The sequence below is a fragment of the Amycolatopsis sp. CB00013 genome (assembly GCF_001905755.1).
GTDB lineage: Bacteria > Actinomycetota > Actinomycetes > Mycobacteriales > Pseudonocardiaceae > Amycolatopsis > Amycolatopsis japonica.
This window is the reverse complement of sequence record NZ_LIWC01000003.1, coordinates 506,823-531,845: the sequence shown is the minus strand read 5'-3', so window position 1 is coordinate 531,845 and position 25,023 is coordinate 506,823. Positions and strand designations below refer to the sequence as shown.

General features: G+C 70.2%; 19 protein-coding genes and 1 pseudogene. 12 read left to right on the top strand and 8 right to left on the bottom strand.

From position 1 onward, the window contains the following. Positions 1-282 precede the first annotated feature (282 nt). The 5 genes and pseudogenes from AMK34_RS42760 to AMK34_RS22035 all read right to left on the bottom strand — a co-directional run bounded on the left by AMK34_RS42760 (position 283) and on the right by AMK34_RS22035 (position 4,048). A complete protein-coding gene (locus tag AMK34_RS42760; RefSeq protein ID WP_143202552.1) occupies positions 283-711 on the bottom strand; it encodes a hypothetical protein in 429 nt (142 codons plus the stop codon). 255 nt (positions 712-966) lie between these two features. Beyond that, positions 967-1,581, bottom strand: coding sequence for a DNA cytosine methyltransferase (locus AMK34_RS43765; protein ID WP_274534446.1), 615 nt, complete (start codon positions 1,579-1,581; stop codon positions 967-969). After that, positions 1,566-1,913: pseudogene (locus AMK34_RS43760) on the bottom strand (DNA cytosine methyltransferase); the annotation flags it as partial. The pseudogene AMK34_RS43760 and the gene AMK34_RS43765, both read right to left, overlap by 16 nt. Before the next feature lie 141 nt (positions 1,914-2,054). Beyond that, the gene (locus AMK34_RS22040) at positions 2,055-3,185 is read right to left on the bottom strand and encodes a TRM11 family SAM-dependent methyltransferase (protein ID WP_073846636.1); all 1,131 of its coding nucleotides are present in this window, start codon (positions 3,183-3,185) and stop codon (positions 2,055-2,057) included. A gap of 68 nt (positions 3,186-3,253) precedes the next feature. After that, entirely contained in the window at positions 3,254-4,048 is a 795-nt protein-coding gene (locus AMK34_RS22035; protein WP_073847154.1) for a hypothetical protein, read from the bottom strand. On the opposite strand from AMK34_RS22035, the gene AMK34_RS42755 reads away from it, so the two are divergent. The 9 genes from AMK34_RS42755 (at position 4,038) to AMK34_RS21995 (ending at position 17,013) form a co-directional block, all read left to right on the top strand. Further along, on the top strand, positions 4,038-4,217 hold the full coding sequence (locus AMK34_RS42755) for a hypothetical protein (protein ID WP_143202551.1): 180 nt from the start codon (positions 4,038-4,040) through the stop codon (positions 4,215-4,217). The genes AMK34_RS22035 and AMK34_RS42755 overlap by 11 nt on opposite strands. Positions 4,218-4,847: 630 nt before the next feature. Continuing rightward, on the top strand, positions 4,848-5,918 hold the full coding sequence (locus tag AMK34_RS22030) for a hypothetical protein (protein ID WP_073846635.1): 1,071 nt from the start codon (positions 4,848-4,850) through the stop codon (positions 5,916-5,918). 221 nt (positions 5,919-6,139) lie between these two features. Beyond that, entirely contained in the window at positions 6,140-6,463 is a 324-nt protein-coding gene (locus AMK34_RS22025) for an Mbov_0395 family pilin-like conjugal transfer protein (RefSeq protein WP_073846634.1), read from the top strand. Positions 6,464-6,538: 75 nt separating this feature from the next. After that, positions 6,539-8,878, top strand: coding sequence for a hypothetical protein (locus tag AMK34_RS22020; protein WP_241832832.1), 2,340 nt, complete (start codon positions 6,539-6,541; stop codon positions 8,876-8,878). A 13-nt stretch (positions 8,879-8,891) separates the two neighbouring features. Continuing rightward, positions 8,892-10,133 (top strand): PrgI family protein, encoded by a 1,242-nt coding sequence (locus AMK34_RS22015; RefSeq protein ID WP_073846632.1) that lies wholly within the window; start codon positions 8,892-8,894, stop codon positions 10,131-10,133. A 6-nt stretch (positions 10,134-10,139) separates the two neighbouring features. Continuing rightward, positions 10,140-12,128 (top strand): VirB4 family type IV secretion system protein, encoded by a 1,989-nt coding sequence (locus tag AMK34_RS22010; RefSeq protein WP_073846631.1) that lies wholly within the window; start codon positions 10,140-10,142, stop codon positions 12,126-12,128. Positions 12,129-12,196: 68 nt separating this feature from the next. Next, positions 12,197-14,749 carry a type IV secretory system conjugative DNA transfer family protein gene (locus AMK34_RS22005; RefSeq protein WP_073846630.1) on the top strand — a complete coding sequence of 851 codons (2,553 nt, stop codon included), beginning with the start codon at positions 12,197-12,199 and terminating at the stop codon, positions 14,747-14,749. A gap of 133 nt (positions 14,750-14,882) precedes the next feature. Further along, complete coding sequence (locus AMK34_RS22000) at positions 14,883-15,965, top strand: replication-relaxation family protein (protein ID WP_073846629.1); 1,083 nt, start codon at positions 14,883-14,885, stop codon at positions 15,963-15,965. Between the two features lie 73 nt (positions 15,966-16,038). Further along, a complete protein-coding gene (locus AMK34_RS21995) occupies positions 16,039-17,013 on the top strand; it encodes a C40 family peptidase (protein WP_073846628.1) in 975 nt (324 codons plus the stop codon). Between the two features lie 285 nt (positions 17,014-17,298). Here the strand turns inward: AMK34_RS21995 and AMK34_RS21990 are convergent, their stop codons facing one another. Next, a complete protein-coding gene (locus AMK34_RS21990) occupies positions 17,299-18,504 on the bottom strand; it encodes an MFS transporter (RefSeq protein WP_241832831.1) in 1,206 nt (401 codons plus the stop codon). Between the two features lie 75 nt (positions 18,505-18,579). Between AMK34_RS21990 and AMK34_RS21985 the strand changes: the two genes are divergently transcribed. After that, positions 18,580-18,951 (top strand): MerR family transcriptional regulator, encoded by a 372-nt coding sequence (locus AMK34_RS21985; RefSeq protein WP_073847152.1) that lies wholly within the window; start codon positions 18,580-18,582, stop codon positions 18,949-18,951. Positions 18,952-19,175: 224 nt separating this feature from the next. On the opposite strand, the gene AMK34_RS21980 is transcribed toward AMK34_RS21985, so the two are convergent. Continuing rightward, a complete protein-coding gene (locus tag AMK34_RS21980) occupies positions 19,176-19,436 on the bottom strand; it encodes a hypothetical protein (RefSeq protein WP_073846627.1) in 261 nt (86 codons plus the stop codon). Positions 19,437-19,513: 77 nt separating this feature from the next. Continuing rightward, a complete protein-coding gene (locus AMK34_RS21975) occupies positions 19,514-21,616 on the bottom strand; it encodes an NACHT domain-containing protein (protein WP_158073299.1) in 2,103 nt (700 codons plus the stop codon). A 949-nt stretch (positions 21,617-22,565) separates the two neighbouring features. Here AMK34_RS21975 and AMK34_RS21965 point away from each other — a divergent pair. After that, complete coding sequence (locus AMK34_RS21965; protein WP_143202550.1) at positions 22,566-22,931, top strand: hypothetical protein; 366 nt, start codon at positions 22,566-22,568, stop codon at positions 22,929-22,931. A 654-nt stretch (positions 22,932-23,585) separates the two neighbouring features. Beyond that, entirely contained in the window at positions 23,586-24,527 is a 942-nt protein-coding gene (locus tag AMK34_RS21960) for a hypothetical protein (RefSeq protein ID WP_241832830.1), read from the top strand. The last annotated feature ends 496 nt before the right edge of the window (positions 24,528-25,023 follow it).

Below are 25,023 nucleotides of genomic sequence, written 5' to 3'. Positions count from 1 at the left end.
TTGGCGCGCGGCTGGTCCTGCGGGACCGACGCGGTTGCTTCTGGACCGCTGCGGCAGGAGAAACGGGGAGCAGCCGTCGGGGTCGTCTTCCAGATGAGGCGCGGTGCGGAGTGCCCTGCTGTGTGGGGATGGCGAAGAGCCCTTTCAGGAAGTCGACTTGTAGGTGGAGCGTGGCGCTCCGGGGCGGGCTCGGCGGTGTCCTCGCCCAGGAGCGCCACGGGTCAGCGACGAGAGCGGGTACGGCTGCGGCGGGGACGAGCAGCGGGCGAGGCCTGGGTAGTACTAGGTGGGCGCGTCATGGGCTCCGCCCACCCGGGCCGGTCGGCTCACGTGGGAGGGCCTGTCCCGCGTGGGGCCGGTCGGCGGGTGGCAGGGTGGACGGTGCAGGTGGGTGAGGTCGTCCAGCAGGTGGCGTAGTGCGCGCGCGGCCTGCTGGGGCATGACCCCGTTGCCCAGTGCGCGAAGTTGCGCGGTGCGGGGGAGCTCGAGGTGTGTGGCGGTGACCCAGCCTGGGGGAAGGCCCATGAGCCACTCGACGAACGGCGGCGCGAGGACGGGACGTCCGTGTCGTCCGGGCTGGGTCGGGTATGGCGCGGGCTGGCCGGTGATGAGTTCCCACCGGTGCACGGCGGCGGCGTACTCGCCCCAGTTCACCGGCCTGGGTTCACTGCGGGCAGCGCGGCGGGAGCGCGGTGCGCGGGCGGTCGTCACGGTCCTTCGCCTCCTTCCGCGCTCGGGACTTCGGTGTGGGTGTGGTGACGGCGATGACGACCGAGGGCAGCATCAGGTCGCCCTTCGAGCCGCGCTGCGCGGGGCAGCCTTTGGTGCCGTCGGTCGCGCGGGGGTCGGCAGAAGTCGTGGAGTGTCCATGAGGACAGGGCCTCCTTGTCACGGAGCTTTCGGCGGAAGAACCGTCGTGCGCGGTCGGGTATCGGCGGCAGGCCCCATGCGCCGGCGGACAGGCAGCTATCGATCTCTTCGCTGTGGGCTGCCGCGCACCACGTTCCGTCCGTCGGTGTGGTCAGGGCGCGGGCGCGGTCGGGAAGAAACGGTCCGCCGTCGTGGGTGTCGTGGGTGCAGTTCTTCGCGTCGGAGGCGGTCGGGGTGGGCAGCAGCCGCACCGAGTCGGTCAGTGTCACGCACCCTGCCGGGATCGGGCGGCCCGGCTTCTGCACGGTCTGGATCGCCGCCGACCGCGAGTCCGCCGCCGTCGGAGTCGGCAGTAGCTGTGACGGCCTGACGACCGAGTCGACGGCGTCGTTGAGGTTGACCTGATGTCCGCCCGCGCGCCGCCGTGCTGGATCGACCGGGCCGCGGGGTTCGCCGTCGCGGGCCTGCGGGGTGGGCATCATCCGCATCCCGTCCCGGGGCGGGGACGGCACACAGGAACACGCGTTCGCGGCGGTGGGCGGCGCCGATGTCACTGGCTCGTAAGCAACGCCAGACCGCGTCATACCCCGCTTCGGCCAGCCCTGCGAGTACACGGTCGAGGCCACCGTTTTCCAACGGAGGGCGGCGACGTTCTCCACGACGACGAGGCGGGGTCGTAGTAGGCGAATGGCGTCCAGGATGTTGCTCCACAGTCCACTGCGAGCGCCTTTCTCGATGCCCGCGCGCCGACCGGCGGCGGAAATGTCCTGACAGGGGAACCCCGCCGTGAGTACCTCGACCGGTGCGACGGAGGTGAAGTCGACCGCGCGCAGGTCACCCAGGTTCGGCACGCCGGGCAGGCGTGCGGCGAGGATGGCGGCCGCGTGCGGGTCGATCTCGGAGTACCAGGCGATGCGGCCGCCGAGCACGGCGGCGACGCCGAGGTCGAGTCCGGCCACCCCCGTGCAGAGCGACCCGATCGCCGGCCCGTCGGTCGCGACGAACCGCAGCGGCTCCGCGGTGCTGGTGTGGCGGTCAGGCATGGTGTGCCTCCCGCGTCACGGGTCGCTCGGGGGAGGCCGTGTCCGGCGGTGGGCAGCGGTGTCGTTCCACGGCGCGCCGGGCGGCGGCGGAATACCGGAAACGGGCGACCCCGCCACACTCCTGGCAGCGCACCAGCGTGCTCACGACCCCCACCGCCTGCCCGCGTCCGGGTCGTGCGCAGCGGTGGGACCGTCGCCCGGCGACGCCGGGACAGGGGTGCCGCTGGGTGCGAGCGGTTTGGCCAGGACGATGACGTCCTCGTGCGCGATCAGATGCAGCGGCAGGCCTTGCTCGCGCTGTTTGCGGATGAAGTCGCGCTGGAAGAAGGAGCCGCGAACGACCAGCTCGCGGTCGGCGACGCGGGCGAGCAAGGCGACGCAGCGCTCGACCGGGGCCAGCCCGGCGGCACGGCCGCAGGCGATGATCTGCGAGGGCAGGTCGATCAGTTCCGAGTGCTCGCGCCACGGCCGCACGGTGATCGCGATGTGCCCGCCGGGGCGCAGCACGGCCGCGCAGCCGGTGAGGATGCGGGTGAAGCCGGCCAGCAGCCGGTGGTGGCCGACGTTGGCCAGGTTCCCGCGATCCAGCGTGGAGCCGTAGCGGTGGTGGTACTTGTGCACCTTCCCGTCCTGCGAGCCGGTGCCGCTGGTGACGACCTGCCCGTGCGTGGACGGCCCATAGGGCGGCGAGGTGACGATCAGCGCGACCCGGCCCTCGTACTTCTCCGGAAGCAGGAACGGCAGCTGCCGCGCGTCGCCGTGCACGACCTCGGCGTCGTGGTCGTGACCGCGTACCCGGGCCAGCTCGAGGTTCGCCCGCGCCACGGTGACCCAGTGCGGTTCGTACTCGACGCCGACCGCGCGGCGCCCGGCGTCGATCGCCTCCACGAGCGTGGTGCCGGATCCGGCCATCGGGTCGAACACCAGCTCCCCGGGCCGGGTGTAAGCCCGGATGGCATGAGCCGCGACGGCCGGGAGCATCTTCGCCGGATGCGCGGTCGACTCGGGCACGTAGCGGCCTTTGCGCTGGGCGGCCGGGGACGTCTGCGCGGTCGCCCACACCGACAACGGCAAGTCGCCGACGTCAACGGCACCCGTCGTACTGATCGGGCTAGCCGGGCCATGTCCGGCCGCGGTGTCCGTCTGTGCGGGATCGGTGTCGAGGGCGTCGATGAGCGCGCGGGAGATCGGCACGGTCGGGTCGTCGCTGCCGTGGATGGGCGAGCTGGTCGCGCCGGTGCTGGTCGATCCGACGGAGTCTTGGTGGGACATGAGGGCGCTGCCTTTCACGGGGGTGGGCGTGGGCGGGGGCGGCCCGGTCGGACGCGGCGGGGGCGGGGTCACCGGCGGCCTCCAGCGCCAGGCGCGTCTGTCACCGGATCAGGCCGAGAGGGCGGCGGTGCGCCGATGTCGGCCGGTTGCGCGAACGCGAGGACATCCCCATGCGCGCGCAGGTGCGGCGCGGGCAGCCCGCGCACCGCCGCGCGATGCCGGGCGCGGTCGTATTCGACGGCAGCCGCCGTGCTCGGCGCGGCGTGCAGACGCCCCTTCTCCACGGGGGTGTGCAGCGTGACGATGTGCTGCAGGTAGAGCAGATCGGCGTGCTGGGCTGCGGCCACGATCGAGCCGGTCGGGTCGACCAGCCGACCCCGCGTCCCGTCACTGTGCGTGTACACCGCGAGGATGCCGCCGTGGCGCAGACGGTTCGCCGCCAGGAGCGCGAGCCGGTCCAGCGGCGCCGACTCGGCGGCGTGGGCGGGAAGGGACACGATCACGAGATCCGCCCGGGCGCCGCGCTCGGACTCCGCTCGTTCCGCGCTGCCGGGAGCACCGGTGCGCGCCGTGGCCGACGGTGTTCCGGCCAGCGCTGCGGACGGGTCGTCCGCGTCGGTGACGAGGTCGGCCCAGAACGGTCGCGATGACGCGGCGGAGCCGCCATCGCCGCTGAGGAAGGTGACGGTGTCGATGGTGCGGCCGAGCGCACGCACCGCCTCCCGCGCCGCCGCCACCGACGCTTCGCCGGTCGTCGCCGAGCCGTCCGTACCGGTGCGCATGACCGTGGTCGGTGCGGGGTCGAGGTCGACCAGGACGACGTGTGCGCCGGGCTCGGTGAACGCCGCGGTGATGGACTCCACGATCGGTACCGGCCAGGTCGCGTGGGCGTCGATCGGGTCCGGTCCGCACGTCCACACCGTCGCCGGAGTCGGTACCGCCGACGACGCCGGGCGCCGGCGCGCCGGGGCCGGCGTGCGCTTGGGACGCGAGGTGCTGGCGATCTCGCCCGCGCCTGCCGTGGTGCTGTGAACGCGGGCTCCGGGGTAGGGGGCGCGGTCGCCACCGCGCCGGGTGCGCGGTGGGCGAGGTGAGTCTGTCCGGCGACCAGGACGGCCGTCCGGGGACTGCGCGCGCTGGGTCATGAGGCCTCCTGAAGCGAGTGCCGCCGGTGCGAACCCGGCGACGGGATGCGGTCACCGGCTAACTCCGGGAAAAAGCCCGTTTGGAGACACGTAATCCCGAAAAACTCAAAAACTCGGAGACCAGAGCGACTAATGACGTGGGACAGCGGCGATACCAGGCGCCCTCTTTGCCGCCGGAGCGTCGCGAGTCGTTAGTGAAGTATTTTTCGCAGCCTCTTTCCGCGCGCCTCACGGCCCCGGCCATTGACGGCCACCTCTTGAGGCGCTGTTCGGTTACCGGGCACTGCAGGAACGTGTCCCCACAGCTCAAGGGCCGCAGACGAAGCGCCTCAAGCGGTGCGGACGCGACTCTCAGACAGCGTGGACCGGGTTGCGACCGCCGTAGCTGTCGCCGCGCTTGAGGCGCCCTTTGAGGCGCTTTTGAAACGGCCAGGAGGCGCTTGTGAGGCGGTTTTGAGGCGCCCCGGCTGGCTTTCTGGTGGCCGCCCTGATTCCACTTTTGCCAGGAGTTGCCGCCATGGATGTGTCGTTACCGGAAACCGGCCCCGCGTCGGGTGTTTTCTCTCTTCGCCGCAGCGATAAGCACGCGCGGGACTGCGGGGTGTTCGACGCCGCCATCACGACCTTCGGGTGGCTGGTGACCGGCCCGCATCCGGTGTGCGTGGATGGCGCGGCGATCTGCGGGCTGCCCTCACGCCCGGTGCCGCTGGACGAACTCGGCGCGCTGCTGCTGAGCGAGGGCTGCACCCAGGCCACCCGGGACGCGGCGTGGACCTATCTGATCACCCGGGCGCGCGCGGAGGGTGGCACCTGGACCATGGCGTGCGTCGGGCTGGCGATGCCGGTGCTGCTGCCGGTCGCAGCACAGCTGACCAACCGGTTCCGCGGCGACAAGCACGACATCCACGCCGCCGTCCTGGCCGGATTCCTCGCCAGGCTCGGCGAGGTCGCTCTGGACCGGCCGGCGATCCTCGTGCGCCTGAGGTGGGCGGCCTACCGCGCCGGCTACACCGCGCTGCGCGAGGCACTCGATGCCGCGCCGCCGATCGAGGACATCGGCGTCCGGTCCACGCTACCGCACCGGCCGGGCGGACACCCCGACCTCGTGCTCGTGACCGCCGTGCGCGCAGGCGTCATCACCACCGACGAGGCCGCGCTGATCTCGGCCACCCGCTTCGGGGAACTGTCGCTGACCGAGGCCGCGCACGCGCGCGGACAGTCGTATAAGGCGACTCAGCAGGCCCGCCGTCGCGCCGAGCAGCGCCTGGCCCGTTACCTCACCGATCCGGTCGACGAACCAGCCGACGACACCTCCACTCCGGCACAAGGGACCACCAGTCGTGGCCACGCCGGCGCACCCCGCCACCCCGCCCTGCGGCTCTCCCGCACCCACCGCCTTCGCCTACGCAGCGTGACACGCGTGAGCCCGGCCTTGGCGAAGAAGTTCGTGCGCCCGGTGTCTCCACAGGGCTCGGAATCCGGAGTTAGCACACGCGGGACCCGTCTGGCCGCACGCCCGCACCGCCACCACTCGCCCGGCCCCGCCCGCCGCTCGGCGCTCACTCAGGAGGCCTCCTCATGCGACTGACCCCACGGACACCACTGCCCCGCCGTGGTCCTCGTCCGCACCCGACGTCCACGCGCCGTACGGCATCGCGCAAACTCGGCTCCGCGGCCCCAGCGGACCGAGCGCATGCCCGGTTCGCGGTAACCGCCACGCACTCCACAGGGGGTCGCTGCGCGGGTTCCGCCGACACGGCTATGCCGGTACCGGCGCGGCCATCGCGACGGGCACACCGTCGCCGGGTCGTGCTGCTGATCGGGTGGTTGGTCGCCGCCGGGGTGCTGGTGACGTCCTCGGCCGCGCGGGCGGACACGGTTCACCATGTCGCGCTCGCGGCGACGGTCGATCAGGTCCTCAACAACATCCGCAACTGGATCATGGGGATCTTGGCTGGGGTCGCGGTCGTGTTCATCACCATCGGTGGCTTGCGCTACCTGATGGCCTCGGGTGACCCCGGTGAGATCGAGAAGGCCAAGGGCGCGTTCAAGGCCGCCGGTATCGGCTTCGGGCTCGCCGCGCTCGCCCCGCTCGTGGTCGAGATCCTCAAGGGCATCGTGGGCGGGGTGTGAGCGATGACCACCTCGCGGCATACAGCTACCTCCCGGCCACGCGACCCTGTCCGGTGCCGCCCGACGACACCGATCGTGTGCCTCGTCCGCGCGCCCGATTCGGGTCGTCTCCACGACGGCACGGACACCGGATCAGGGTGCAACGGCAGGCTGATGGTCGGCCCGCCGACAGGCTCGGGACGGCCCCAGAGCGGATTCGGCGGGCGATGGCGCCGGTTGCCCCAGCGGCGGTGGGCTCGCGTGCTCGGGGTGGTGGTGCCGCTGATGGTGGCGGTCGGCGGAATCGCGCTGACCTCCTCGGCCGCGCCCGGCCCCACGCCCGCTCCCGTGGCTGCGGCGGTGCCGCTGGCGCCCGCGCAACCACCGGTACTGCCGCTGCCGCCCAACCCCAGCTGCACACCAGGTTCGGGCGAACCCGGTTGCTCGCTTCCAGGAACCTCGTCCCCGCGTCCCGGGCCGCCCACCGGTCTGCCGAGTACCCCGCTGATTCCGGGTCCGTCGGCGCCGCCGGTGTCGTGTTTCCCCGGCTCGGTGCTGCCCGAGTGCGGCAATCTCCCCACCCAACCGCCCACGAGCCAGCCGTGCGACGGACCGAACTGCATCCCGCAGCCCGCACCCCGCGATCCCGGCGACGACGAAAGCGAGTGCGGGTTCACCGACCCGGTCGCATGTGTCACCGAGGCCATCGACACCTTCTTCCGCGGCCTGGTGATCGGTGCGCTGAACCCGCTGCTGGAACTGCTGGGCAACACGGTGCTGTCCACACCGCACCCGAGCCTGCTGCCCGGCATCGGGCAGGCGTGGACCGACTCCTGGCACCTGATGCTCGCCTTCTACGGCAGCATCGTCGTCATCGCCGGCCTGCTCCTGATGGGTTACGAGACCCTGCAGACCCGCTACACGATCAAAGAGATCGCGCCCCGGATCGCGGTCGGGTTCCTCGCCGGAACGCTGTCGCTGTTCTTGGCGACCCAGGGCATCGAGATCTCCAACGCCGTGAGCGCGACGTTGATGACCGACGCGGTCAACCCGAACACCGCCGCCAAGGCGATGACCGACATGATCCTCGGTTCACTCAACGGCGGGCAAGGCTGGCTGCTGTTCATCGGGCTCGCGCTCGCGGTGATGCTCGTCGTGCTGCTACTGACGTTCATCGTGCGGGTCCTCGCAACGATGCTGCTGATCGCCGCCGCACCATTCGTACTGATGTGGCACGCCCTTCCACACACCGAAGGCGTGGCCGTGTTCTGGTGGAAGGCCTACGGTCTGCTGCTGGTCATCCCGATCGGCCAGGCCGGGGCCGTGAGTGTGTCGCTGCGGGTGTTCTTCACACCAGGCGGGTTCACCGTGTTCGGACCGACGCTGAACGGGCTGACCAACCTGCTGTTCTGCGTCGCACTGATGTGGATCTTGGTGAAGATCCCGTTCTGGTGCCTGCAACCCTTGCGCGGCAGCGGCGGCCGCTCCATGCTCGGGTCGCTGGTGCGCGGCGCGATCGCCTACAAGACCATGGGACTCCTCGGCGGCGCCGGATCCCTCTTCGGTGGCAAGGGCCGCAAGCCTGGCCCGGCATCGCGTGGCCGGGGACGCGACCACGCGCCCGCGGATCCGCCGTCCACCCGAGCGGGCCAGTTCATGCTCCCGATGCGGGTCCGCCGCACACGCCCCGCTAGCGGGCGATCCGCGCGCCTGGGTGAGGCGCCGGGCTCCGGCGCCGGAGCGGGGAGGAAACCCGGGCCGGGACAGATGTCGCTGTTCACCACGAGCGGCGGCGGGGACTCAGGCGAGGTCGCGGTGAACCCGCGGGCGCTGCCGCCGGGCTCGCTGCCGGGCGCGTTGCCCCGTGACCAGATCGGGTTGCCGATCACCACACGCAGGGAACCGGACCGGGTCGGGCGCCGGTCACTGGCGGACGACCTCGCCGATCGGCGCCCCGGGATGCCGCCGCCGGTGCCCCAGCCCGGTTTGCTCACCTCGGACGGGCGAGTCAGCCGCATCGCCCGGCCGCCCGCGCGCCTGCCTCGCGCGCTGATAGCACCGGGCGCCGGGATGCTGCCGATCCACCTGCGCCCCGCACCCCCGGCCACGCCTCGGCGATCGCTGGCCGACGACCTCGCCAACCCGGCGCCGGCCAGCCCGGCGGCGAGGCAAACGGGGCCTGGGCTGCTCACCCCGTCCGGCCGGATCAACCGTGCCGCCCGCGCCCCTCGTCGTCCGGCGCGGGACGCCTACACCGGCAACCGGCCGCTCGCCTCCGGCCAGTACCCGCTGCCGCTCGGAGTCCGGCGCCAGCCCACACCTCCGCCCCCGCCAGCCGGCGGGCCGAGCGTTTCCCCGCCACCGAAGCGGCGCGCCGGTACGCAACTGCGCCTGCCCCTGGACATGCCCGCCCGGCGGGCCCCGAAGACGAAGTGAGGACCGACTCGCCATGACTTCTCCCGTGCGTGTGCCCGCCGACGTCGACCGCCCGGACCGCGTGCTCGGGCCCCTCACGGCCCGGCAGGTCGCGATCCTCGGCGTCACCGGCCTCCTGCTCTACGGCCTGTACTCCGCGACCCGCGCGTTCGTGCCGCTGCCGGTGTTCCTCCTCGTCGCCATCCCGGTCGGGATCGCGGCCACCGTGTTGGCCCTCGGACATCGAGACGGCCTGCCCCTGGACCGTCTCGCCCTCGCCGCGATCCGCCAGCACCTGTCCCCGCGGCACCGGGTCGCCGCGCCCGAAGGCGTCCGCGCGGCCCCGGCCTGGCTCACCGCCCAGCCCCCCGACACCCGCGCTCGGGGCCGTGGCGGACGGCGACCATCGTCAGCCGGGGCCGAGCCGGTGTCCCCGGCCCCGTTGGAACTGCCCGCCCACGGTGTGGCCGACACCGGCGCGCACGCCGGGGTCGTCGACCTCGGCGCCGACGGGCTCGCGGTCATCGCCGTGTGCAGCACCGTCAACTTCTCGCTGCGCACACCCGGGGAACAAGAGGCGCTCGTCGCCTCGTTCGCGCGCTACCTGCACAGCCTGACCGCACCAGTGCAATTCCTGGTGCGGGCCGAACGACTCGACCTCGCCCCGCAGATCGCCGAACTGCGGGCCCACGCCGGCGGGCTCCCGCACCCCGCCTTGGAAGCGGCCGCGCGGGACCATGCGGACTACCTCGCCGAGCTCACCGCCCAGGCGGATCTGCTGCGCCGCCAAGTGCTGCTGGTGTTGCGCGAGCCTCTGCGCACCGGCCCGGCCCCTGCCTCCGCCGCGTCGAGCGTGCTGCCGTGGCGGCACCACCGCCGCGGCAACGGACCGGTGGAGGACGGAGTACGGCAGGCGGCCGAGCAACGCCTGGTGCGCCGCCTCGGCGAGGCCATCGAACTGCTGGCCCCGGCCGGGATCGTGGCCACCCCGCTCGACGCCGCCGCCGCGACAGGCGTTCTCGCGGCGGCCTGCAACCCCGACACCTTCCTGCCGCCCTCGGCCGAACTGGCAGGAGCCGACGAGGTCGTCACCTCCACCGCCACCTTCACCGATCTCTACGGCCCCGGCGGCGATGCCGACCTGACGGCGTCTCATCCGGCTCCGCCGACGCGCCCATCCACTGCCGCGCCGCGCGCCGGTCGCTCGCAGGTGCCGGGCCCGTGGCTGGCTGAGGACGACGACTGGGACTACGACGACGAGATCGAAAGCAGGTAGACCCTGATGGCACGCACCAGAAACCACGGCACGGCGCCCCGTCCCGGGTCGGCGGGGGCATTCACCCCGGACGCGTTGTCGGTGTCCGCCCGGCATCTCGAGGTCGGCAACGAATTCGTCGCGAGCTTCGGGGTCACGGGTTATCCGCAGGAGGTCTACCCCGGCTGGCTCGCCCCTTTGCTGACCTACCCCGCTCGGCTGGACGTGTCGGTCCATGTTCAGCCGGTCGACCCCGCGACCGCGGCCAGCGGGCTGCGCAAGCAACGCGCCAAACTGGAATCCAGCAGGCGGCACAACGCGCGGCACGACCGGCTCGACGACCCGGACCTCGACGCCGCCGCCGAAGACGCCGCAGATCTCTCGCGGAGCATCGCCCGCGGCGACGGGAAACTCTTCAAATTCGGGCTCTACCTGACCGTGCACGCCCCGGACGAAACCTCCCTCGCCGAGGAAGTCTCCGCGCTGCGGTCGCTGTGCGCGTCCCTGCTGCTGGACGCGAAGCCCGCGACCTACCGGGCGCTGCAGGGCTGGGTGAGCACCCTGCCGCTCGGGCTGGACCCGCTCGGTCTGACGAGGACGTTCGACACCGCCGCGGTCAGCGCCGCGTATCCGTTCACCTCGCCGGATCTGCCCCCGGCCGATCCGGCCATCTCCGCGCCGTCCGGCGTGCTCTACGGCTACAACGTCGGTAGCTCCGGGCTGGTGCACTGGGACAGGTTCGCCTGCGACAACTACAACGCCGTCATCCTCGGCCGCAGCGGCGCGGGTAAGTCGTACTTCGTCAAGCTCGAGACCCTGCGCAGCCTCTACCGCCGTCTCGGCGACACCGAGAACGGGCGGGCCGCACACGGGGTACAAGCGTTTGTCATCGACCCCGAGGACGAGTACGCGCGGCTGGCCTCCCAGGTCGGCGGCACCTACGTCCACCTCGGCGCGGGCGGGGTCCGGCTGAACCCCTTCGACCTGCCCGTGCACACCGACGCCCGTGGACGGCGCGCCGCACCACAGGACGCCCTCAAGCGGCGCAGCCTGTTCCTGCACACCGTCCTGGCCGTGCTCTTCGGCACGGAGATCACCGCCGCCGAACGCGCCGTCCTCGACACCGCGATCACCGCCACCTACGACCGGGCGGGCATCACCGGCGACGCCCGCACCTGGACCCGCCCGGCGCCGCTGCTACGCAACCTGCGCGACACTCTCGCCGCCACCGGCGACGGCGGCGACGCGATGGCCGCCGACCTCGCCGCCCGGCTGCACCCGTTCGTCGACGGCTCGTTCGCCGACCTCTTCGACGGACCCACCACCACGACCCCGGACGGGCACCTCGCCGTGTTCTCCCTGCGGGATCTGCCCGACGAGCTCCGCGCGATCGGCACCCTGCTGGTTCTCGACGTGGTCTGGAGGCGGGTCTCCAATCCCGCCTCCCGCCGGCCACGGCTGGTGGTGGTCGACGAGGCGTGGCTACTGATGCAGCAGCCCGAAGGTGCACGTTTCCTGCTCCGCATGGCCAAAGCGGCCCGTAAACACTGGTGCGGACTCACCGTGGCGACCCAGGACACCGCCGACGTGCTCAGCAGTGACCTCGGCAAGGCCATCGTCAGCAACGCCGCTACCCAAGTGCTGCTGCGCCAAGCGCCACAGGCCATCGACGACATCGCCGAGGCCTTCGATCTCTCCGCTGGAGAGCGGCGGTTCCTGCTGTCGGCCGACCGCGGCCAAGGCCTGCTCAGCTCCGGGACGCAACGGGTGGCGTTCCAATCGCTGGCCTCACCCACGGAGAACTTCCTGGTCACCACCGACCCCGCCGAACTGGCCCGGTTCGCCGACGAGGCCCCCGATGCCACCGACAGCGGCCTCGCCGACGCCTACATCGACCTCGGCCCCGCCGACACCGCCGGCTCCGTCGACGACGCCACCGCCGTCGCCGTCGGCGGGGTCGAGTTCGTCGGCGACGAGTTCGACGACGCGGGACACGTCGACCTCGACCCCGCGTAGGCCCACCCCTGGTGCCGCCCTCGACTTTCCCTTGCCCCGTACGAGTTTTCCCGGAAGGGAGTTCCGTTATGGCCGTTCACACCGCGGGATTACCGGCGACGCAGGCCGGGGTGAGTGACTACCTGCGCGATCCCGGCGGTGTCACCGGCCGCCTGCTCACCGTCGCAGGCGACTGGGCGTTGACCTGGGGACCGGTCGCCGTCCCCGCCCTGGCCCTCGCGGTGACGGCCGTCGCCGTGGCGTGCCGCTGGTGGCGCGCTCGCCGCCACACCGCGCTGCTGGCCGACGCTCGCCGGATCACCGTGCTCGCCCCGCCCACCGTCGATCCCGCCGGCGGGACCGCGGTCTGGTCCAACCTCGTCGGACTCTTACGCCCCGGCTGGCGGCGGTGGTGGGCCGGCCAGCCGCATCTGGCAATGGAGTACGTGTTCGGCGAGCACGGTGTCACCGTGCAGTTCTGGGTCCCCGGCGTCATCCCACCGTCGCTGGTGGAACGGGCGGTCGAGGCCGCCTGGCCCGGTGCCCACACCCGCACGAGTCCTGCCACCTCACCCTTCCCCGCGGTGCCAGCTGGGCGTCGGCGGATCACCATCGGGGGCCAGCTGCGCCTCGCTCGCACTGAGGCTCTCCCGATCCGTACCAGCTTCGAGGCAGACCCGATCCGCGGGCTGCTCGGCGCGCCCGTCGGGCTCGGCCGGGACGAGCGAGCCTGCGTGCAGATCCTCGCCCGCCCGGTCACCGGCCGCCGTGTCGCCCAGGCACGCCGCGCCGCCCGCCGAGTGCACCACGGTTCCTCGGGGCGTCTCGGGGGCCTGATTCTCGACGCGATCACGCCGGGCGCGAACGCGACCCGCACGCGCCGGACCTCGGACTCACGCCGGATCAGCCAGGATCCGCAGCTGTCGCTCGAATATTCGGCACAGAACAAGGCGATCGTCGGAAAACAGCGAGGATCCCAGTACGAGACGGTGATCCAGTACGCCGTGGCCACCGACCTTCCCGAGGACGCCGACGGCGATCTAGTGCGCCAGGCCCGCGACACCGCACGCGGCCGGGCACACGCGCTGGCTGCCGCGTTCGCCGCCTACACCGACCACAACCACTACACCCGCACCCGCCTCCGTCACCCAGCCCGCGCGCTCGCGGAGAGGCGACTCGACCGCGGCGACCTGCTCTCCGTACCTGAGCTGGCGGCGCTCGCGCACCTGCCCACCGACGCCGAAATCCCCGGTGTCGAACGCGCCGGCGCCAAAGCCGTCGCCCCGCCACCCGGCATCCCCACCCCGGGACCGGGAGTCATGCCGCTGGGACAGTCCGACACCGGGCATTCCCGCCCGGTCGGCCTGCGGCTCGCCGACGCCCGCTACCACCTGCACTTGGTCGGACCGACCGGCTCCGGCAAGTCCACCCTGCTCGGGCAGATCATCCTCGACGATATAGACAACCACCGCGGCGTGGTCCTGATCGACCCGAAAGGTGACCTGGTCACCGACATCCTCAACCGTCTCCCCCGCAGCGCGGCCGAGCGAGTGGTGCTGTTCGACGCCGACTCACGGCACCGGCCACCCATCCTCAACCCACTGGAGGGAGGGGAAACCGACCGCGAGGTCGACAACCTCGTCTCCGTCTTCCGCCGCGTGTACTCGGCGTTCTGGGGGCCGCGCACCGACGACCTCATGCGCGCCGCCTGCCTCACCCTGCGCGCTCAAGAGGCCGTGCCGACCCTGGCCGACCTGCCGAAACTGCTCACCAGCGAAGCGTTCCGGTCCCGCATCACCACGGGCTTGACCGATCCGGTGCTGCGCGGGTTCTGGGAGTGGTACGACGAACTCACCGACTCCAGCCGTTCCCAGGTGATCTCGCCGTTGATGAACAAACTCCGCGCGTTCTTGCTGCGCCCCTTCGTGAAAGAAGCCATCGCCGGAGGACGCTCCACAGTGGACATGTCCCACGTGCTCGACGAGGGCGGGATCTGCCTCGTGCGCATCCCCAAAGGATCCCTCGGAGAAGAGACCACACGGCTGGTCGGGTCGCTGGTCGTGGCCCGCACCTGGCAGGCCACCACCGCCCGCGCACGCGTCCCCCAGCGCCTGCGCCCCGACGCGCACACCGTGATCGACGAGGCCCATAACTTCCTCAATCTTCCCTACCCCCTGGAAGACATGCTCGCCGAATCCCGCGCGTTCCGGAACGGATTCATCCTCGCCCACCAGCACCTCGGCCAGCTGACGAGAGAACTCAAGGAAGGCCTCTCCACCAACGCCCGCAACAAAATCATCTACTCCGCCTCCCCAGAGGACGCCCGCGAACTCGCCCGCCACACGACACCCCGCGTGTCGGAACACGACCTGTCCCACCTCGGCGTCTACCACGCCGCCGCACGGCTGGTCGTGCACGGCGAGGAAACCGAACCCTTCACCATGACCACCGCACCCTTGCCCGCCCCCATCCCCGGGCGGGCCCGCGAAATCCGGGCCGCGCTCCGTGCCCGGCGCCGCGCGCGCAACACCACCACCAGCGGCACGACACCTTCCGCCGGAAACCCAACTGGCGCCAGCTCGACACGGACCGGCCACCGCGTTCCGCCGCCCCGGACCGACCCACGCCGCACCCGGCCCTAGAGACCCACACAAACCGGGATTTCCTTGGCGTCAAAAGGAAACAGCCACTCACTCCCCCAGTTCTCGGCTGGGGTCAGGGCCGGTCTGCCCACAGCACTAGTCCACAGCCTGTTGACAATTAAGGGAGCGTCCGTTGATCACGACCACCACCCGCCAGCACACCTTGCGCGGGCATCTCCCTGGCCGTCACACCGCCCGCGCCGCCAGCTCGGTCGAGCACCAGGCCATGCTCGCCTCCCGCCTCACCGCTCGCGACAAGTGGCTTCTGGCTTTGCTGCACGAGCACCGGGTTCTGACGAGTTTGCAGATCCAGGATGCCGCGTTTCCGTCGGGCCGGTCGGCACGCCAGCGGGTACGGGATCTCTACCTCTGGCGTGCGGTGTCCCGGTTCCAGCCGTTTCAGCAGCTCGGGTCCGCACCCATGCACTATGTCCTCGGCCCGGCCGGGGCCGCCGTGCTCGCCGCCGAACACGGCCTCGAGGTCAAAGACCTCGGCTACCGGCACGACCGCACCATGGCCATCGCCCACAACCAGCGTCTCGCCCACACCGTCGGAGTGAACGACTTCTTCACCTCCCTCATCGCCCGCGCCCGCCACAACAGCGGCGAGGCGTTGGCGGCGTGGTGGGCGGAAGCCCGCTGTGCCCGCCACTTCGGCGACCTCGTCATCCCCGACGGCTACGGCCGCTGGCGCACCCGCCACCACGGCACCACGCGCGAGGTGGAGTGGTTCCTCGAATACGACACCGGAACCGAATCCCTCACCAAGGTCGGCCGCAAGCTGGCGGCCTACGCACGGCTGGCCGAGTCCACCGGCATCGCCACCCCGGTTCTGGCGTGGCTGCCCACCACCCGACGCGAAGCCGGAGCCCGCACCGCCCTGGCCCGCGTGCACGCCGCGCTCGACGACCCTCGCGCGGTGCCCGTGGCCACCGCCGCGGCCGACCTGCTCGACCCGACCTCGCCGCATCCGAGCCCGGCCGAGGCGATCTGGCTGCCGCTGACCTCAACACGCCCCGGCCGCGCCGGCCCGCGATACAGCCTCGCCGACCTCGCCGACGCCTGGCCTGGCCTGGCGCCACCAGCCGTACCCAGCACCGAGGACAGCGAGGGCGAGGCCGGTGATCCCGCGGCCGCCTCGCCGTACCGCCTGCCACCACCGAGCCCAATCCCGCCGCGAGCCACGCCGAACCGCATCGCACGTGGCGAGCACTGACCCCGGCGGGCGCCAGCTCACCCACCACGAGCCCCGCCGCCGCCTGCCGTCGTGAAAGGAGCGCTATCCAGCTATGGGAAGCAAACTCGGGGCCGTCATCGCTGCCATGATCCTCGCCATTCCGCTGCTCATCGGCGCCGGTGTCGCCGGCATCGTCAGCTCGTTGTCCGGCGGCAGCGGCACGAGTTCCCTGATCTGCACGCCCGACGGAACAACGACCGGTACCGTGCCGAGCCTGACCGCCGAGCAGATGAGCAACGCCGCCACGATCGTCGCGGTCGGCAAACAGATAGGCGTGCCCGAACAGGGCTGGGTGGTCGCGATCGCCGCCGCACTTCAGGAATCCAAACTCCGCAACATGCACTACGGTGACCGTGACTCCCTCGGACTTTTCCAGCAACGCCCCTCCATGGGCTGGGGCACCGCGCAACAGATCACCACACCGACCTACGCGTCGACGAAGTTCTTCGAACGCCTCACCGCCACGCCGAACTGGCAGACGATGAGCGTCAACGACGCCGCACAAACCGTGCAAGGCTCCGGCTTCCCCCACGCTTACGCCCAGCACGAGGACAAGGCCCGCGCGGTCGTCGCCGCCGTGTCCGGGGTGCGCTGTAAACCTGCGCCTGCGATGGCCGGGAGCGGTGACTGCAATGACATCCAGGCGCCCACCGCCGCCGCGATGACCGCGATCAACTACGCATGCGGACAACGCGGGCTGCCGTACGTGTGGGGCGGCAACGGGCCTTTAAACGGCGACGCGGGATTCGACTGCTCAGGCCTGACCAAAGCCGCCTACGACGCAGCCGGAATTTCCCTCCCCCGCACCGCACACACCCAGTATCACGCCGGACCACGCGTGCACGACGGGTCTCTTCTGCCAGGCGACCTGGTGTTCTACGGCCCTTCCTCGAAAATCCGGCACGTAGGGCTCTACATCGGCAACGGGAAAATGCTCAACGCCCCGACCTTCGGCCAGCCAGTGCAAATCGACAACTACCGGTACCCCGGCGACGACTATGCGGGCGCCACACGACCTGCGCGCTAAGCACAAGTTATGTCTCGTGTGGATAGTGGCCGTGATTCGGTGACATGGCGGCCAGGATCAAGTCAAAACCTATATCCGGCTTGACCATCCTGACGCGCTGGCTGCGCTGACACGTGACGACACCCCAGCTCCTGTACCGCACATGCTGGCGTACCTGACCGACCATCCCGGCGCGTCGTCCAGGATGCGGCGGAAGGACCTCGCCGTCTGCTCGGGTGGGGACCGGGAGATCGCGCACCGTCAGTGCGTCGGGGCCGCCGGGCCGGTCGAGTTGGACAGCGCGCATCATGCCTCATGCGGGACGGTTGTCGTGTGGGATGTGGCCAGCCAGGACAGGCCGAGGCCGGCCAGGGCGAGGACAGCGCCGGCCAGGCCGGTCCAGCGCAACGCGCCCGCGGCGACGATGCTGCCGCCGAGTGCGGCGCCGAATGCGTTGGCGAGGTTGAATCCGCTGACATTGACGGCGGTCGACAGGGTGGGCGCGTCCGCGGCGTGCTGAAGGATCAGGCCCTGCAACGGGGCGATCGTGGCGGTGGCCAGCAAGCCGAAGGCGAGCACGGCGACGATGGCGGCCGGCTGCGAGGGGGCGGCGAACGGTAAGGCAGCGAGGATCACCGTCAGGCCGAGGAACACGATCCGCACCGTCATGGTCGGTGAGCTGTCGGTGAGCCGGCCGGCGGCGAGGTTGCCCAGCAGGCTACCGGCGCCGTAGGCGAGCAGCAGGGCGGACGCCATGCCACCGGAGAAGCCACTGACCTGGGTCAACAGCGGCACGAGGTAGGTCAACACGACGCCGACCCCGGCGAACCCGATGGCGGTGGTGGTGATGGCCAGCAGTACCGGGCGACGCGCCAGGACCCGAAGCTCGGACGGGGCGCCGGTGGTCGGCGCTGGTGTGCGCGGCATCGCCACGGCCAGGACCGCGCCGCCGGCGGCGGCGATGACCGCGATGGCCAGGAACGGCACGCGCCAGCCGAATGCCTGGCCGAGCAAGGCCCCGAGGGGAACCCCGAGCACGGTCGCGACGGTGAGTCCGGAGACCACGATGGCGATGGCGCGCCCGGCCCGGTCGGGTGACACGACGGTCGTGACCACGATCAGGGAGATAGCGAACAGCGTTCCGTGGGCCAGCGCGGCCAGCACGCGGCTGGCCACCAGCATGCCGTAGGAGGTCGCCGCCGCGCTGAGCAGACTCCCGGCGATGAACAGCGCGATCAGGCCGAGAACCAGACCTTTGCGGGGCATCCGCGCGGTGAGCACGGTGATCAGCGGGCCGCCGACCACGACGCCGAGGGCGTAGGCGGTGACGAGTTGGCCGGCGCTGGCGACCGAGACGTGCATGCTGGCCGCGATCTGCGGCAGCAGTCCGCTCACGAGCAGTTCGGCCGTGCCGATCGCGAAGACGCACAGGAGGAAACCGGCGATGATCGGGATAGCACGTCTTGTCGTGACGGGCGCCGAAGTGCCGGGTGAGGTCATTGCGGGTGCCATACCGCCGACCGTAAAGTCTCACATAGATGTGAGAGTCAATGTGGTGTGACGGGAGTCGCAGTGTCGGTGCAGACGATCAGGATCGGCGAGTTGTCCCGGCGCAGCGGCGTGAGCCAGCGGCTGTTGCGCTACTACGAAGAACAGGGGCTGCTTCGGCCGCAACGCCGACCGAGCGGATACCGGGAGTACCTGTCCTGCGACGTTGCCGTGGTGCGCCGGATCCGGGGCCTGCTGGCCGCTGGATTGTCCACCGCGACGATCTCCTCGGTGTTGCCGTGCATCCGCGAGGACGACGAGCGGCTCGTGCCGACCTGCCCGGACCTCGTCGCGCAGCTGCGACGGGAACGCGACCGGATCGACCAGGCCATCGAGGACCTCACCACGTCCCGCCAGATCCTGGACACGGTGATCACCGCGGCACCGTCGGCACCGAGCCCGGCGAACTGAGCCGGACACGACACGACAGTCCGGCACGCCACGGCTTCTTATTCACTGGGGTGGCAGGCGGCGAGGTAGTCGGTCCAGCTGGTTTGGGCGAGTTTGGCCCAGGCGTAGGCCGTGCCTGGGGTGGATGCCAAACAAGTCGGCCACGACGATCGGTGGGAGTTCGGCGCCGGATTCGATCATGGCGGCGTTGCGGGCGGACCGAGTGGGCAGGCCGTGCCGGAGCATCAGTCCATGGACACCTCTGGTTCCTCGGGGTTGACCGGGTCGTCGGCCCGGAAGGAGAAACCGCGGGACGTCATCGGCGGATCGGTGATCTGCCGCTCAACGAGCGCGGCCAGCGTGGGTGGCAGCAACACCGGATTCTTGCCGAGGGTGAGGCACGCGGACTCGTGGTCGCGGTGGAATCGGTCGATGGTGAGTTCGACGATGCGGCTGACCGGCAGGCCGTAGAGCCGGATCAACGCGCCGACGATCCGGACTTCCAACGGGAGTGTGTCGTCGTTGAGGCAGCGTCGAAGTTGCTGTCGTTGCTCCTGCTCGGCTGGAAGTGACTGGGCCCACGTCAGCGGCGCGGCGCGGGCGTAGCCGGGCAGTCGGCGTGCGGTGGCGAACCGGCGGGGTCGTCACTGATCTCCCCCAGGATCGAATAGTCGGCGGAGAGTTGATCGCGCAGTCGAGTGTGGCGGAACTGGTAGATCGGGCCGGCTTGGCGCAGCACACCCCGACGGTGGGCGTCACGCAGGAACGTCATGAGCGCCCAGGGGATGCGCCCCGACAATGCGAGGTAGATGCGGATCGGGATAGACGCTCCCCAGACCGTGGACGCGGTACCTACCACCGCGCCCCCACACCCGAATGCCAGCGCAAACGCGACTCGGTGGTAGCCAGACTCCTCGAACGTCATGCTGCTCACGAGCCCCAGAATGAGCCCGACCGCGACGATACGGATGAGGGCGATGCGCCGGTCCGCGCGGAACAGAGAATCCGGGTTGACAACGCGGGCCGTATCGTTCGCTGTCTCGACCTTGAGCGCGAACAGGAGCCCGAGTGCGAACCCGAACGCCGGCACATATCCGGGAAGCTCACCAAGCATGTGCAATTCGTTCTTGAACCCCTGATAGAGCTCGAACACCAGCCAACTGATCAGCCAGCATGTGAGTGCGACGGCGATGTGGCGTCGTCTCAGCCGTGGCCAGCGGGGGTGCGGGGTGGCGGATATCGTGACACTGGCTATGAGGCCTGCGACGAGCCCAGCTGGTCCCCCGAACGCAAGGCTGGCCGAGAGACCGGATTCAAGTCTGGCTATCAGATCGGGGTGATACACACCTGAGGAAGTTCCCGCCCAGATCCCGGCCCACAGTCCAGCGATGATGGTGCCGCCGATTCCGAAAACGAGCGCGGCTACGAGGCGTGGGTGGCGCAGGGCGTGGCATAGGTGCCACCAGGCCAGGTCGTCGGTGGTGCGCTGGTGGGCGACCTGAGCGAGGAACGCGAGCCAGCGGTGTGCCCGGCGGGCGTTCCATGTGCGTCTGGAGGTATCGGAGTGCCGGCTGTAGGCAGCGGAGACGAAGCGGCTGAGCAGATGAGTTTCGAGCTGTTGTCGCCGTTGCTCCGGGCTGTCTTGCGCGGCGGCGAGCTGGAGGAGGTCGCTGGGGTCGGCGGTGGTGTCGCAGTAGATGGTGCGGGCCAGGAACAGCATCAGCGGAGTGCCTAGGACCGCGGCGAGGGCGTCAGCGGCGGGATCGGACGGGCTGGTGTGAAGGCGAGCCAGTACCGGGGACCACTTGTCGCGGGTGCCGGTGGTTTTGTCGCGGGTGGCCAGACGCAGATAGGTGGCGATGTCGTCGAGGCTCAGGTCGGCAAGGGTGACGACAGGGGCACCGGTGATCACGCCAGTCGCATCGGCGTACTCGTCGTAGCGGCTGGTCAGCAGCAGTGGATCGTGCGGACCGAGGGTCCGGTTGATCTCCTGGATGGCGTCGTTACGCAACGCAGGGTTGATCTCGTCGAAGCCGTCGAGAACCGGCAGAATCCGCCCCGCGGCCAGCAATCGATGGGCAGCGGTGCCGGTATCGGTGAGCGCGGCCAACGCCGGGTACACGGCAGTGAGCTGGGCTTCCAGCCAGGCACGAAACCCGTGCTGGGCGGGATCCCAGGAAGCAAGGGAGAAGATGACCGGCACCGGCTGCGCGGGCGACCAGCGATCTGGGGCGAGGTAGGTCAGCACGAACCGGGTGGTCAAGATGGTTTTGCCCGCGCCGGGTTTGCCCAGCACAACCAGCCGCCGGGAAGGGATGCTCGCGAATACCTCCGCGATGTCCTCGAGCTGGCCGGAGAGGTCGATGGCGTCGTTGCGAGCAGCCGCTCGGTGAATGAGGGCCCAATGATCCGCGAGGCGATCAGGAGCGTTAGACCACCGCACCGGCAGCGGGCGCGGGTCGTGAACCCTGCGAACGGTTTCTTCATCCAGCCACTGACCAACCACGTTCTCGACCAGCTGCCCGGCAAGGTGATCGAGGTCGGCTGGTTGGCCGCGCCGCCCAGTCCGACGGGGCCGTAGTTCTTGAGACAGTGCCAGCAGCAGGGCGGACACACCGGCCGCCGCACCCACCACACTGGCCTTCTTGTCAGCGTCATCCCAGCTGCCGCCACTCAAGATCAGCACCAGACTTCCGGCTAGCAGCAGAAGACCTGCGGTGATCCACAGACGCGACGTGCGCGGGTGATGAGATCGCACCGGCTCAGCACCCCGACTCGCTGGATGTCCGGAGACACCGGTGCATCTCGCTGGTCAGGTCTGGTCTGATCGATGCTGTCGACGAGTGAACGCTGACGGCCGTCGATGGGAACGCGACAAGCTGGGCCGCCAACCGATGAGTGCACTGAGTGACACGCCAGTGGACCGGCACAGGCCACCCGACAGCCGTGTCGGAATCGATACTCACGGTGACATTCTGTCAGCTCACCGTCCTGGTCTCAAATTCCCGCCCTTGCACGGCGGTGCTCGCCGGACCCGCTCTGGCAACGCACACTCGACGAAGGCTGGGCGCTCCTCGCGGTCCGCAGGCAGCGAGGAGCGCGAGCTCGCACCCTCTGTCGCCGATCGCCGGTTCTGGAGCGAGGACCGGTTGCACTGCAGCCTCCTGCGACATCAACGGATCGCCGACGCGGTCGCGCACACCCTGCAGGTGCCGGGCAGCAACGATTCCTGGAACGAACCCTCACCACCGTTGCTCATCCCACCGTCAACGCAATGGCGCGCCACCGCAGAACTGCGTTGGGCAGCCACCTTTCTCGGCCCTTGGCTCGGCAGGCGCCTGCGCGGCCAATCCTCCGGCGACCAGCGCACGGCCAAACACCCACAACTCCACCGCATCGAGCGACAGCAGAGTTGAGTGTTGCTGACAGCTCGACATACCTTCCCGGCGCGATCAAGATCGGTTCGCGAGCGCGCACGCCGCCAGCCCCGTCGGCTACGCGTCAACGTCCTGCGCCGCTAACCGGGGACAACGGCCACGCACCGACCACTCCATCTGTCGCGCTGGCCGCGACTGTCCACACCAGACGCCCCGTCCCCGCAGGCGATCGCACATAAAGAGAAGGGAACCATCAGCATGACCACCACAGAACACATCGACACCCCGGCGACCCAACCAGCTCCCACACCCGTGACGATCATCGGCGAGTCCTACGACGGCACCGCCGAGCTACCCCTGGGTGACATCGCCACGCGTATCCGCGAGGACCTCGTCGCCGTACAGGAGGACGACATGATCCACGCCGACGCGGAGTTCACCGTCGTAGCGGACGAATCCGACCCGCAAAACCAGATCCACATCACGGTTTCCGGCCTGCCACACAGCGACCACGGCACCGCCGACAACCCGAGCATGGACGCGACCAGGAAGTCTTCCATTCGGCATTCGCACTCGCCAGCCGCTTACAACACCTTCGCCAGCAGCCCCTATCGGTTGCGCTAGCTGGTCGTAATCCAGGCCGTCTACGACAGCGGCACCGTTTACGCCCAAGGTGTCGGCGCCCTCGGCCTCTGGGGCACACAGTCCAAACCCGAACCCGCGGAAGCACCTCACCATCACAGGTAAAAGCCCTGAACCGGCCACAAGCCACTACGCGGCGCGGCGATCACGAGCCGCATCCCGTAGTGATCAGTCGTTGACGATTGCCATACCTCACAGTGCTCCTGGCCATTGATCGAGCGTTGTTGACCTTCGCAACACCTCAGGGAGAGTTCTCATGCCGGGTATGAGTGCCTGCTGCCGCCGCCACCGCGGCGCGTTCCAAAGCGGGACGGCGATCCACTTCGAACACGGGTTTACGTTGGCATACGGCTTCGAACGAGGCTACGGCCGCGCCGACAACGGCAAGGCCTGGGGAAGGCTCGACGTCGACTTATCCGTCGCCGCGAGAAAAGCGTCTGGCGCCGTGGCACTAACCGCTGATAACCGCTGCAGCGCGACTTCAAGCGTCCACATGAGACACATGTCTTGTTTGACGGATCGCTTGACAATAGCGCGGTGACGAAGCGTCCATAGACGTGTAGCCCGACCAACCGGATGCGCACCGACGGGCAACAAAGCCCCGGCCGGGGCATGACCATCCCCCATTTTCGACACTTGGAGTTCGTCATGTCCCGTAAGAACCGCAATCTCCGCACCACTCCGACGCCCGACACCGCCATCGACGGCGACCGCCACCTGCACGCTGTGGCCGAAGCCCCCGGGCAGCGGAACGAGCCCACCACGGAAGACAAAGTGCGTGAAGCACTGACCGCCAATCCCGGCACCACGACCGCCGCGCTGGCGATGGCCGCCGGAGTCGGTCGTTCGACCGCCGCGAAAGTCCTGGCCCGCTGGGGACGCGACGGCACCGCGACCCGGACCGCCGGAGACAGCCCGCGCAACCCCGACACATGGGCGCTCGCCCTGACCGACCGTGACACCGACGTACCCGGCACCGAGGACACGCGACCGGACACCACGACGAGCGACACCGACGACGAAACCGAGGCAGCTAACGAGCCCGCCTCCGACGCCGATACCGCCCCCGACGATGCGGCGATCGTGAACACCACGGCCATGCAGGAGACCGCCACCGGTCCGGCCGCCGAGGGCACGCCGGAGTCCACCGCCGCCGATACCGCCAGCGACGAGGACGCGTCGGCTATTTCTTCCGACGTCGACAACGACACCAGCACGTTGCCCGACACCGCACCGGAGACTCCGGACGACAGCGAGACCGCAACCGGGCCATCTGCAGCAGAGTCGCCCGTGGACACCGACACCGCCGTCAAAGACAAGGACCGTTTGCCCAAGGGCGCTCTACGGGCGCTGGTGGAGGAATACCTGACCGAACACCCGAGAGAGAGCTTCGGGCCCGCCAAGATCGGCAAGGACCTCGGCCGTTCGGGCGGGGCGGTCAACAACGCCCTGGAGAAGCTCGTCGCCGACGGGTACGCGCGCAAAACCTGCGAAGCACCGAAGCGATTCGCCATCGACCCGGACAAGACTGACGTCTCGGCACCGACCGACGACACCGAGCCCGCGCTGAAAGCCTGACACCTGCCCACCTGAGCCGCGCGCAGGACCGCCGCCCATTCTCTAGGGCTATCCCCGGTCCTGCGCGCGGCTTTTCCGCTACACACCGGGTTGTGTGCTGGGCCCATAACCGAATGGATCACCGGATGGCACGGCGAGAGCTGACGACGGCCCGCGCCGCACGGTTCAGCATGGACGGCAGGGCAGCGCTGCCCGCGCCGACCCGAGCCTGCCCCATGCGGCCATTGCCCCGCGCGCCGTTCCGACAGCTGGGCACCGATACGTCGTTTCGTCCCCTCCGCTCGTTTGCCGTCTGGTTTCTGTCGGTCTGATGCGACCGCGTTTCTGCGTGACAACCCGACCGCACCGGTTCGGCAAGGAGGTGTGTTTGTGAGGTTCGACCGCACCCGTTGCGCGGCTGTCGCGAAAGTGCCAGTCCAGGTGCCGTCGTTGGCCTCTCGATGCTGGAGCACCCATGTCGCCAGTCGGTGGACCACCAACGGCAGGTGGTCCCCCC

What these genes read in the sequence shown, in the direction of transcription:
- AMK34_RS22040 (WP_073846636.1), bottom strand. Translation starts at nt 3,185, where the DNA reads ATGTCCCACCAAGACTCCGTCGGATCGACCAGCACCGGCGCGACCAGC.
- AMK34_RS42755 (WP_143202551.1), top strand. Translation starts at nt 4,038, where the DNA reads ATGGACTCCACGATCGGTACCGGCCAGGTCGCGTGGGCGTCGATCGGG.
- AMK34_RS22030 (WP_073846635.1), top strand. Translation starts at nt 4,848, where the DNA reads ATGGATGTGTCGTTACCGGAAACCGGCCCCGCGTCGGGTGTTTTCTCT.
- AMK34_RS22015 (WP_073846632.1), top strand. Translation starts at nt 8,892, where the DNA reads ATGACTTCTCCCGTGCGTGTGCCCGCCGACGTCGACCGCCCGGACCGC.
- AMK34_RS22010 (WP_073846631.1), top strand. Translation starts at nt 10,140, where the DNA reads ATGGCACGCACCAGAAACCACGGCACGGCGCCCCGTCCCGGGTCGGCG.
- AMK34_RS22005 (WP_073846630.1), top strand. Translation starts at nt 12,197, where the DNA reads ATGGCCGTTCACACCGCGGGATTACCGGCGACGCAGGCCGGGGTGAGT.
- AMK34_RS21995 (WP_073846628.1), top strand. Translation starts at nt 16,039, where the DNA reads ATGGGAAGCAAACTCGGGGCCGTCATCGCTGCCATGATCCTCGCCATT.
- AMK34_RS21990 (WP_241832831.1), bottom strand. Translation starts at nt 18,504, where the DNA reads ATGGCACCCGCAATGACCTCACCCGGCACTTCGGCGCCCGTCACGACA.
- AMK34_RS21965 (WP_143202550.1), top strand. Translation starts at nt 22,566, where the DNA reads ATGACCACCACAGAACACATCGACACCCCGGCGACCCAACCAGCTCCC.